This window comes from Streptococcus mitis (assembly GCF_002096735.1).
GTDB classification, from domain to species: domain Bacteria; phylum Bacillota; class Bacilli; order Lactobacillales; family Streptococcaceae; genus Streptococcus; species Streptococcus mitis_CZ.
In genome coordinates this window covers 106,642-116,300 of sequence record NZ_NCVC01000010.1, presented here as the reverse complement: position 1 = coordinate 116,300, position 9,659 = coordinate 106,642, and the positions used below count along the sequence as shown (strand labels likewise).

Annotated in this window: 12 protein-coding genes; 11 read left to right on the top strand and 1 reads right to left on the bottom strand. The window is 39.8% G+C overall.

Features of this window, described 5'->3' with window-relative positions; genetic code table 11:
* Positions 1–263: 263 nt before the first annotated feature.
* The 6 genes from B7703_RS01275 to B7703_RS01250 all read left to right on the top strand — a co-directional run bounded on the left by B7703_RS01275 (position 264) and on the right by B7703_RS01250 (position 4,093).
* Positions 264–1,130: an ABC transporter ATP-binding protein gene (locus B7703_RS01275; protein ID WP_060627425.1), complete on the top strand. Its 867-nt coding sequence runs from the start codon at positions 264–266 to the stop codon at positions 1,128–1,130.
* Positions 1,130–1,972 (top strand): ABC transporter permease, encoded by an 843-nt coding sequence (locus B7703_RS01270; RefSeq protein ID WP_060627426.1) that lies wholly within the window; start codon positions 1,130–1,132, stop codon positions 1,970–1,972. Before B7703_RS01275 ends, B7703_RS01270 begins: the two co-directional genes overlap by 1 nt.
* Before the next feature lie 18 nt (positions 1,973–1,990).
* Positions 1,991–2,446 carry a LytTR family DNA-binding domain-containing protein gene (locus B7703_RS01265; protein ID WP_049543950.1) on the top strand — a complete coding sequence of 152 codons (456 nt, stop codon included), beginning with the start codon at positions 1,991–1,993 and terminating at the stop codon, positions 2,444–2,446.
* 9 nt (positions 2,447–2,455) lie between these two features.
* Positions 2,456–2,875, top strand: a complete 420-nt coding sequence (locus B7703_RS01260; RefSeq protein WP_060627428.1) for a DUF3021 domain-containing protein — start codon at positions 2,456–2,458, stop codon at positions 2,873–2,875.
* A 94-nt stretch (positions 2,876–2,969) separates the two neighbouring features.
* Positions 2,970–3,665, top strand: a complete 696-nt coding sequence (locus tag B7703_RS01255) for a GNAT family N-acetyltransferase (protein WP_060627429.1) — start codon at positions 2,970–2,972, stop codon at positions 3,663–3,665.
* An 11-nt stretch (positions 3,666–3,676) separates the two neighbouring features.
* The gene (locus B7703_RS01250) at positions 3,677–4,093 is read left to right on the top strand and encodes a GNAT family N-acetyltransferase (protein WP_049499492.1); all 417 of its coding nucleotides are present in this window, start codon (positions 3,677–3,679) and stop codon (positions 4,091–4,093) included.
* 580 nt (positions 4,094–4,673) lie between these two features.
* Here the strand turns inward: B7703_RS01250 and B7703_RS01245 are convergent.
* Positions 4,674–4,766, bottom strand: coding sequence for a type I toxin-antitoxin system Fst family toxin (locus tag B7703_RS01245; protein ID WP_084923321.1), 93 nt, complete (start codon positions 4,764–4,766; stop codon positions 4,674–4,676).
* A gap of 133 nt (positions 4,767–4,899) precedes the next feature.
* On the opposite strand from B7703_RS01245, the gene ruvB reads away from it, so the two are divergent.
* From ruvB to rseP, 5 genes are all read left to right on the top strand, one after another.
* Positions 4,900–5,898: a Holliday junction branch migration DNA helicase RuvB gene (gene ruvB, locus B7703_RS01240; protein WP_084923319.1), complete on the top strand. Its 999-nt coding sequence runs from the start codon at positions 4,900–4,902 to the stop codon at positions 5,896–5,898.
* On the top strand, positions 5,879–6,451 hold the full coding sequence (locus B7703_RS01235; protein WP_084923318.1) for a nucleotidyltransferase family protein: 573 nt from the start codon (positions 5,879–5,881) through the stop codon (positions 6,449–6,451). Before ruvB ends, B7703_RS01235 begins: the two co-directional genes overlap by 20 nt.
* 345 nt (positions 6,452–6,796) lie before the next feature.
* Positions 6,797–7,555 (top strand): isoprenyl transferase, encoded by a 759-nt coding sequence (locus tag B7703_RS01225; RefSeq protein WP_084923316.1) that lies wholly within the window; start codon positions 6,797–6,799, stop codon positions 7,553–7,555.
* Positions 7,556–7,563: 8 nt separating this feature from the next.
* Positions 7,564–8,367, top strand: a complete 804-nt coding sequence (locus B7703_RS01220; protein WP_000189860.1) for a phosphatidate cytidylyltransferase — start codon at positions 7,564–7,566, stop codon at positions 8,365–8,367.
* Positions 8,368–8,388: 21 nt separating this feature from the next.
* Positions 8,389–9,648 carry an RIP metalloprotease RseP gene (gene rseP, locus B7703_RS01215; protein WP_084923314.1) on the top strand — a complete coding sequence of 420 codons (1,260 nt, stop codon included), beginning with the start codon at positions 8,389–8,391 and terminating at the stop codon, positions 9,646–9,648.
* Positions 9,649–9,659 lie beyond the last annotated feature (11 nt).

The window sequence follows — 9,659 nt, the reverse complement described above, 5'->3', positions numbered from 1 at the left end:
TTTCATTATAGATCTTATGGGACTTTTTTTCTACAATAAAAACGGCTCCATAATATCTATAGGGGATTTACCCACTACAAATATTATAGAGCCAAATAAGATAGGAATCCTTCAGAGTAGAATCTGGAGGATTTTTAAATGAAAAATATAATTCTGTTTCCATCATCTCACCACTTAACCTTTTATTTTAACCACTTATCTAAAAAGTCGATTTTTCTGTCATTATTTTTGTTAAACTAGTGAGATAAAAGGAGGAAAGAAATATGATTTTACAAGCTAAACATTTGACTAAACGGTACGGCACTCATATGGCTGTCGATGATATTCAGTTAGAGTTTGAAAAAGGAAGTTTCAATGCTATTTTGGGTCCCAATGGTGCAGGTAAATCAACCACTATTTCCATGTTAATCGGCTTGAAAAAGCCGACACAAGGTCAGATTCGCTATGCGCCAAATACGAAAATCGGAGTTGTTTTTCAAGCTAGTGTACTAGATGAGATGTTAACGGTTAGGGAAAATCTCACGATTCGTGCTCAACAGTATAAGGAGATTGCAGCAAGTCGTGTGGATGATTTGATCCATCAACTGGGCTTGACTGCTTTCCAGAAACAACTATATGGGACTTTGTCAGGTGGACAAAAACGTCGGGTTGATATTGCGCGTGCTCTTCTTTCGCGACCAGATATTCTTTTCTTGGATGAACCAACGACAGGTCTTGATATTCAGACTCGCAAATCCATCTGGGATCTTCTGTATCGACTACAAAAGGATGAAGGGATGACTATTATCTTAACGACTCATTATTTGGATGAAGCGGATGAAGCGGATCAGATCTATATCGTTGATCATGGGAAAGTGATTGCGCAAGGTTCTGCGACTAAGATTAAAAGTCAGTATGCATCTAATATCCTAAAAATTCGTTTTAAAGAAATAACCGATTTAGAAAAATTGCTACGGACTGGAATGGTAGTAGAGAAAGAAAATAAGTTGGAATATCTTTTTTATCCAAGAACGTCACTGGAAGCTATTGAATTTTTGGCAAAAGTTCGAGAAGAAATTGATTATTTTGAGTTTCGCCCAGGTACCATGGATGATGCCTTTATTGCACTTACAGGAAGAGAGGTTCGCTAATGTTAGCTTTATTGAAACGGAATTTTATCTTATATTTTCGTAATCGTTCAGGAGTATTTTTCTCATTATTGGGGGCATTGATTTCCTTCCTGCTTTATATCATTTTTTTGCAGAAGAACTTGACGGATGCTTGGACCCAACTCCCTGAAAATACGAAGCTTTTAAATAACTGGCTGATGGGTGGGACCTTGGCTGTGACTGGGATTACAACCAGTTTTACGGCTCTTACACAAATGGTACAGGATCGTGAAAATCAAGTAGATCAAGATCTTTTCTTGACAGATTTAGGTAGCTGGGGCTTACAGGTGTCCTATCTAATCAGCAGTATTATCATTTCTTTTGTCATGCAGGTGTTTATGTTTGCTGTTATGAGCCTTTATTTTAGAGAAAGTCCAGTTATCAGTTATTTACCGGAAATTACTTTGATTATGCTGTTAAGCAGTCTGCTTTCAAGTGTGGTAAATATTCTTTTGATTTACCGTTTTCAATCTGTAGATAGTCTTGGCAAACTGGCAACTATAGTGGGGACTGCTTCTGGATTTTTGGTAGGAACTTATATCCCCATTGGAGTATTACCTGATTTTGCACAAATTATCATGAAGTGTACCCCTGCAACTTATATTGCTTCTCTCTATCGACAAATTTTAATGAAAGAGCGTTTAGAAACTGCATTTACAGGAAATAGCAGTCTGTTACAGGAATTTCAAGAAAAAATGGGAATCCAAATCAACTGGCAAGAACTATTGACAAAGGAAGAGACATACTTTATAGTGGTTATTATCAGTTTCGTCGCTATTCTTCTTTGGCTTTTATTTGTTAAAGTGTTTAGCAAGAGAAAATAAAGGTATATTGGAGAGAAAATGAAGATTCGTTTTGAAATGAAGACAGAGTTTTCAGAAAAGGACCCACATATTGTAATTCAGGCAGCTCAGTTAACTGACCAAGCAAGGGAAGTTATGGAGTATTTAGAACAATTTTCAACGACCAATCAGGTGGCCATTCCTATTCGAGCGGATGATTATCTGGTTATGGTTAAGATTGAGGATATTATTCTAGCTGATATTGATAAGAATTTATTAACCATTTATACGGTAGACGGGATTTATAAAACGAAGGAAACATTGATAAACTTTCAGAATCGGATTAATCGGCGTAACTTTATACAGATATCACGTCATTCAATTATAAACATTGACCACTTAGAATCGTTATCAGATAGTTTTTCAGGGAACATGATGGCTAAAATGACTCGGGGCATCAAATCTAGTGTGAGTCGGAAATACGTTAAGTCCTTAATGAATTATCTAGGTTTATAGGAGAAAATCATGAAACGATTAATTGATTATTTTGTATCGGGAATGCGCACGGCTTCCTTCTTTTATTTGAGTATGATGTTATTAGCGCAGTGTTATCCAAGCGTTACCTATCCTACACCAATGGTAAAAAATATTCTAGCTCTGTTTTTAATGGGTGGAATTATGGGGGTATTGACTTTAATACTTGAAAAGCTAGAGTTTCTTGCTTTTAGTATACGTGTAGGAGTTCATTTATTAGTTACAGCTACTGTCTTAGTATTGACCTCTCTATTTTTTGGCTGGGGTTCAGTTTTATGGAGCCCTTTGCTTTGGTTCTTTTTCTTGTTAATTTATGGATTGATATGGCTGTATCAAATCTGGCGGACTCATAAACTCACACAACAAATTAATCAAGCCTTGGAGGATAAAAGAAAGAAGACGGATAAATAGTGTAGTGTTTAGTATGAAGTTAGAGGAGAGTGCTAGTTTCCATTTAGAGTAATTTATGATATAGTATTTTCAGTATAAAAATAAGGAGAAAGCTATGCCAGTAAATGAATATGGTCAGATGATTGGTGAGTCAATGGAAGGTTATACACCCGGTGCACTGCCTTCTATTGATTTCTTAGAAGGGCGTTATGCTAGGGTAGAGGCTCTTTCGGTGGAAAAGCATGTAGAGGATTTATTAGCTGTTTATGGTCCAGATACTCCTCGGGAGATGTGGACCTACCTCTTTCAGGAACCAGTGGCAGATATGGAGGAGCTGCTTAGCCTTTTAAACCAGATGTTGGCTCGTAAGGATCGCTTTTACTATGCGATTGTAGACAAGGAAACTGGTAAGACTTTGGGAACTTTTTCTCTCATGCGCATTGACCAAAATAACCGAGTGATAGAAGTGGGAGCGGTCACTTTTTCTCCAGAGCTCAGGGGAACACGAATAGGGACAGAAGCTCACTATCTCTTGGCGCGCTATGTTTTTGAGGAGCTTAACTATCGTCGCTACGAATGGAAATGTGATTCTCTTAATCTGCCATCCAGACGAGCTGCGGAGCGTTTGGGATTTGTCTATGAAGGGACCTTCCGCCAGGCAGTCGTATATAAGGGGCGTACTCGTGATACGGATTGGTTGTCTATGATTGATAAGGACTGGCCCAAAGTCAAAGCTCGATTGGAAGCATGGTTGGCTCCTGAAAATTTTGATAAAAATGGACGACAGTACAAGAGCTTAAGAGAGCTTTAATAGGTGTTGACATGATCACTATTAAAAAGCAAGAAATTGTCAAGTTAGAGGATGTTTTGCATCTCTATCAGGCTGTCGGTTGGACAAATTATACCCATCAACCAGAGATGCTGGAGCAGGCCTTATCTCATTCATTAGCGATTTATGTGGCGCTTGATGATGATACTGTGGTGGGCTTGATTCGTTTGGTTGGAGATGGATTCTCATCAGTATTGGTTCAAGATTTAATCGTTTTACCTATCTATCAGCGTCAAGGGATTGGTAGTGCCCTAATGAAAGAGGCTTTAGAGGCTTACAAAGATGTCTATCAAGTCCAGCTGGTGACAGAACAGACAGAAAGAACCTTGAGATTCTATCGTTCTATGGGCTTTGAAATCTTATCCACCTATAATTGTATAGGGATGACTTGGGTGAATAGAGAAAAATAACAAAACTTGTTTTTCTTAAGCAAAGTTTAAGGATGGTCTAGTATTATATAACCATTAAATAAAGACCTCCTAACTTTATTTAATGAAATCCTAAAACTTTTTTTCATCATAATCTCCTAATGAAGTCACCCAATCAGGTGGCTTTTTTTGTGGGGTGGATAGATGCTGATAGAAATTTTTGGCAAAATGGTAGAATTTGAGAAAAGTTAAGCTAGTTTTAAGCTTCGTCTTGTATCATATAGTTATTAAATAAAGATCTCCTAACTTTATTTAATAAAATCCTAAACTTTTCTTTTTCATAATAATCTCCCTTGACTCCACCCAATCAGGTGGAGTTTTTTTGCTCTATTTCAGGCTTTTGGGGACTATTCTAAAAATAGTTTTCCGATAACTTTCGCTTAATCTTGAAAAATTTATTGGACAGATTCTAAAGTTGGAGAAGCTGAATGGATGAGGATATAAACCTTTGACAAAATGTGTGAATTGTGGGATAATAAAAGGGAATTAAGTATTGTGTCTATATCATAGGCTAGAAAAGACCCCAAGCTCACGACCAAATAAGCTTGGGGTCTTTTTGACACTATTTGTCCTTGTTTAGACATTTATCGACTAAGCGAAGAACGACACCGACCACAATTGGTCCGATGATAGTTTTAAGTATTGTATCCATCATGGGCTAATTCACCTCCTTTCGTAGGCGGTGTTGAAGTGCCGTATAATATTATACCACATAAGTGCTAAACTCAGGAGTCACCCAATCAGGTGGCTTTTTTGTTTGTGGCTTGGTTTTTTGATATAATAGAGCCATGAGTAGAATTTTAGATAATGAGATAATGGGGGATGAGGAGTTAGTAGAACGCACGCTCCGTCCTCAGTACTTACGTGAATATATTGGGCAGGATAAGGTCAAGGACCAGCTCCAAATCTTTATCGAAGCTGCCAAAATGCGGGATGAAGCGCTGGATCATGTCCTCTTATTTGGGCCTCCAGGTTTGGGAAAAACGACCATGGCTTTTGTTATTGCCAACGAACTAGGTGTCAATCTCAAGCAGACTTCGGGTCCAGTCATTGAAAAGGCCGGAGACCTGGTAGCGATTTTGAATGACTTAGAGCCTGGTGATGTCCTTTTTATTGATGAGATCCATCGTTTGCCCATGTCAGTGGAAGAGGTGCTTTATAGTGCTATGGAAGACTTCTACATTGATATCATGATTGGGGCTGGTGAAGGCAGTCGCAGTGTTCATTTGGAGTTACCACCTTTTACCTTGATTGGTGCGACGACTCGGGCTGGTATGCTCTCAAATCCACTACGGGCACGTTTTGGGATTACGGGGCATATGGAGTATTATGCCCATGATGCCTTGACGGAAATTGTTGAGCGGACGGCAGATATTTTTGAGATGGAAATCACCCATGAGGCAGCATCTGAGTTGGCCTTGCGTAGTCGAGGAACTCCTCGTATTGCCAATCGTCTCCTCAAGCGCGTGCGCGATTTTGCCCAGATAATGGGGAATGGGGTTATCGATGATCTTATTACCGATAAGGCTTTGACTATGCTGGATGTTGACCATGAAGGTTTGGACTATGTGGATCAAAAAATCCTTCGCACCATGATTGAGATGTACGGTGGTGGCCCTGTCGGATTAGGAACTCTTTCTGTTAACATAGCAGAAGAGCGTGAGACAGTTGAAGACATGTATGAGCCCTACTTGATTCAAAAAGGCTTTATCATGCGGACACGGTCTGGACGGGTGGCGACTGCTAAGGCATATAATCACTTAGGTTATGAATACAATGAAAAATAAGCAAGAAATTCTAGAGGCTTTTAGAAAAAATCCAGATATGATGGCTATTCTGACGATTATACGAGACCTTGGTTTGAAAGATTCTTGGTTGGCAGCAGGTTCTGTCAGGAATTTCATCTGGAATCTCTTGTCAGATAAATCCCCTTTTGACTGTGAAACAGATGTAGATGTGATTTTCTTTAATCCAGATATTTCTTATGAGGAAACCTTACTACTGGAGAAAAAGCTGAGAGAGGACTTTCCTCAGTACCAGTGGGAATTGAAAAATCAAGTCTATATGCACCAGCACAGCCCTCATACTGCTCCCTATACCAGTTCCCGTGATGCTATGAGTAAGTATCCAGAACGGTGTACGGCTGTTGGACTACGCTTGAATGAAGAATCAGATTTTGAACTCTATGCACCTTATGGTTTGGAGGATATTTTTAATTTTCAAGTTCGTCCAACTCCTCATTTTTTAGAGAATGAAGACCGAATGGCTCTCTATCAAACACGATTATCCAAGAAAAATTGGCAGGAGAAATGGAAAAATTTGATTTTTAAAAATACTTAAGGAAACTTTAAGCTAGGAAGTGTATACTAAGTCCATAAGTTAAGAAGACCTTAACTTAAACTCCTAAAACTTTTTCATAATAATCTCCCTATAAAAATAAAGTCGCCAAATCAGGTGGCTTATTTTTTTGAAAAATGGGCTTGGTGCCTGAGAATAATACTCAATGAAAATCAAAGAGCAAACTAGGAAGCTAGCTGCAGGTTGCTCAAAACACTGTTTTGAGGTTGCAGATAGAGCTGACGTGGTTTGAATTTGATTTTCGAAGAGTATAAATAGCTTAGTGATAGAAGAAAATAGGGAAATATGGTATAATGAAACGATAGATTTTTGAATAGGAATAAGATCATGTTTGGATTTTTTAAGAAAGATAAGGCTGTGGAAGTAGAGGTTCCGACACAGGTTCCTGCTCATATCGGCATCATCATGGATGGCAATGGCCGCTGGGCTAAAAAACGTATGCAACCGCGAGTTTTTGGACACAAGGCGGGCATGGAAGCATTGCAAACTGTGACCAAGGCAGCCAACAAACTAGGCGTTAAGGTTATTACGGTCTATGCTTTTTCTACAGAAAACTGGACCCGTCCAGATCAGGAAGTCAAGTTTATCATGAACTTGCCAGTAGAGTTTTATGATAATTATGTCCCGGAATTGCATGCGAATAATGTTAAGATTCAAATGATTGGGGAAACGGACCGCCTGCCTAAGCAGACTTTTGATGCTTTAACCAAGGCTGAGGAATTAACTAAGAACAACACAGGTTTGATTCTTAATTTTGCCCTCAACTATGGTGGACGTGCTGAGATTACACAGGCTCTTAAGTTGATTTCTCAGGATGTTTTAGATGCCAAAATCAACCCAGGTGACATCACAGAGGAATTGATTGGCAACTATCTCTTCACCCAGCATTTGCCTAAGGACTTACGAGACCCAGACTTGATTATTCGGACTAGTGGAGAATTGCGCTTGAGCAATTTCCTGCCATGGCAGGGAGCCTACAGTGAGCTCTATTTTACAGATACCTTGTGGCCTGATTTTGACGAGGCGGCCTTGCAGGAAGCCATTCTTGCCTACAATCGTCGTCATCGCCGATTTGGAGGAGTTTAGGAGGAAATATGACACAGGATTTACAGAAAAGAACCTTGTTTGCAGGGATTGCCCTGGCTATTTTCCTACCAATTTTAATGATTGGGGGCCTCTTGCTTCAGATAGCAATTGGAATCATAGCCATGCTAGCCATGCATGAACTTTTGAAGATGAGAGGTCTAGAGACCATGACGATGGAGGGCCTATTGACCCTCTTTGCAACCTTTGCCTTGACCATTCCCTTGGAGAATTACCTGACTTTTTTGCCAGTTGATGGGAATGTGGTTGCCTATAGTGTTTTGATTTCAATTATGTTAGGAACGACTGTTTTTAGCAAGTCTTATACGATTGAGGACGCTGTTTTCCCTCTTGCTATGAGTTTCTATGTAGGCTTTGGATTTAATGCTTTACTAGATGCTCGCGTTGCAGGGTTAGATAAGGCACTATTAGCCTTGTGTATCGTCTGGGCGACAGACAGTGGTGCCTATCTTGTTGGGATGAACTATGGTAAACGAAAGTTAGCTCCGACAGTTTCTCCAAATAAAACCTTTGAGGGTGCCTTGGGTGGTATTTTAGGTGCGATTTTAGTAACTATTATCTTTATGATAGTTGACAGTACAGTTGCTCTTCCGTATGGAATTTACAAGATGTCAGTCTTTGCTATTTTCTTTAGCATTGCTGGACAATTTGGTGATTTATTAGAAAGTTCGATCAAGCGTCACTTTGGTGTCAAGGATTCTGGGAAATTTATTCCTGGACATGGTGGTGTTTTGGATCGTTTTGATAGTATGTTGCTTGTATTTCCAATTATGCACTTGTTTGGACTCTTTTAATCAAAAGACGGAGGAAATACTATGCTCGGAATTTTAACCTTTATTCTGGTTTTTGGGATTATTGTAGTGGTGCACGAGTTCGGACACTTCTACTTTGCCAAGAAATCAGGGATTCTAGTGCGTGAATTTGCCATTGGCATGGGACCCAAGATCTTTGCTCATATTGGCAAGGATGGAACTGCATATACCATTCGCATCTTGCCTCTGGGAGGCTACGTTCGCATGGCCGGTTGGGGTGATGATACAACTGAAATCAAGACAGGAACTCCTGTCAGTTTGACGCTTACTGATGATGGTAAGGTTAAACGCATCAATCTTTCAGGTAAAAAATTAGATCAAACAGCCCTCCCTATGCAGGTGACCCAGTTTGACTTTGAAGACAAGCTCTTTATCAAGGGCTTGGTTCTGGAAGAAGAAAAAACATTTGCAGTGGATCACGATGCAACGGTTGTGGAAGCAGATGGTACTGAGGTTCGGATTGCACCTTTAGATGTTCAATATCAAAATGCGACTATCTGGGGGAAACTGATTACCAACTTTGCAGGTCCTATGAACAACTTTATCTTAGGTATCGTTGTTTTTTGGATTTTAATCTTTATGCAGGGTGGTGTCAGAGATGTCGATACCAACCAGTTCCATGTCATGCCCCAAGGGGCCTTGGCTAAGGTGGGAGTACCAGAAACGGCACAGATTACCAAGATTGGTTCACATGAGGTTAGCAACTGGGAAAGTTTGATTCAGGCTGTGGAATCAGAAACCAAAGATAAGACGGCCCCGACCTTGGATGTGACTATTTCTGAAAAGGGGAGTGACAAACAAGTCACTGTTACCCCAGAAGAAAGTCAAGGCCGTTACCTTCTAGGTGTTCAACCGGGGATTAAGTCAGATTTTCTATCTATGTTTGTAGGTGGTTTTACAACTGCTGCTGACTCGGCCCTCCGAATTCTATCAGCTCTGAAAAATCTGATTTTCCAACCGGATTTGAACAAGCTAGGTGGACCTGTTGCTATCTTTAAGGCAAGTAGTGATGCTGCTAAAAATGGAATTGAGAATGTCTTGTACTTCTTGGCAGTGATTTCCATCAATATCGGGATTTTTAATCTTATTCCGATTCCAGCATTGGATGGTGGTAAGATTGTGCTCAATATCCTGGAAGCCATTCGCCGCAAACCATTGAAACAAGAAATTGAAACCTATGTCACCTTGGCCGGAGTGGTTATCATGGTTGTCTTGATGATTGCTGTGACCTGGAATGACATTATGCGACTCTTTTTTAGATAATCGAGGAATAT

What these genes read in the sequence shown, in the direction of transcription:
- B7703_RS01275 (WP_060627425.1), top strand. Translation starts at nt 264, where the DNA reads ATGATTTTACAAGCTAAACATTTGACTAAACGGTACGGCACTCATATG.
- B7703_RS01270 (WP_060627426.1), top strand. Translation starts at nt 1,130, where the DNA reads ATGTTAGCTTTATTGAAACGGAATTTTATCTTATATTTTCGTAATCGT.
- B7703_RS01265 (WP_049543950.1), top strand. Translation starts at nt 1,991, where the DNA reads ATGAAGATTCGTTTTGAAATGAAGACAGAGTTTTCAGAAAAGGACCCA.
- B7703_RS01260 (WP_060627428.1), top strand. Translation starts at nt 2,456, where the DNA reads ATGAAACGATTAATTGATTATTTTGTATCGGGAATGCGCACGGCTTCC.
- B7703_RS01255 (WP_060627429.1), top strand. Translation starts at nt 2,970, where the DNA reads ATGCCAGTAAATGAATATGGTCAGATGATTGGTGAGTCAATGGAAGGT.
- B7703_RS01250 (WP_049499492.1), top strand. Translation starts at nt 3,677, where the DNA reads ATGATCACTATTAAAAAGCAAGAAATTGTCAAGTTAGAGGATGTTTTG.
- B7703_RS01245 (WP_084923321.1), bottom strand. Translation starts at nt 4,766, where the DNA reads ATGATGGATACAATACTTAAAACTATCATCGGACCAATTGTGGTCGGT.
- ruvB (WP_084923319.1), top strand. Translation starts at nt 4,900, where the DNA reads ATGAGTAGAATTTTAGATAATGAGATAATGGGGGATGAGGAGTTAGTA.
- B7703_RS01235 (WP_084923318.1), top strand. Translation starts at nt 5,879, where the DNA reads ATGAATACAATGAAAAATAAGCAAGAAATTCTAGAGGCTTTTAGAAAA.
- B7703_RS01225 (WP_084923316.1), top strand. Translation starts at nt 6,797, where the DNA reads ATGTTTGGATTTTTTAAGAAAGATAAGGCTGTGGAAGTAGAGGTTCCG.
- B7703_RS01220 (WP_000189860.1), top strand. Translation starts at nt 7,564, where the DNA reads ATGACACAGGATTTACAGAAAAGAACCTTGTTTGCAGGGATTGCCCTG.
- rseP (WP_084923314.1), top strand. Translation starts at nt 8,389, where the DNA reads ATGCTCGGAATTTTAACCTTTATTCTGGTTTTTGGGATTATTGTAGTG.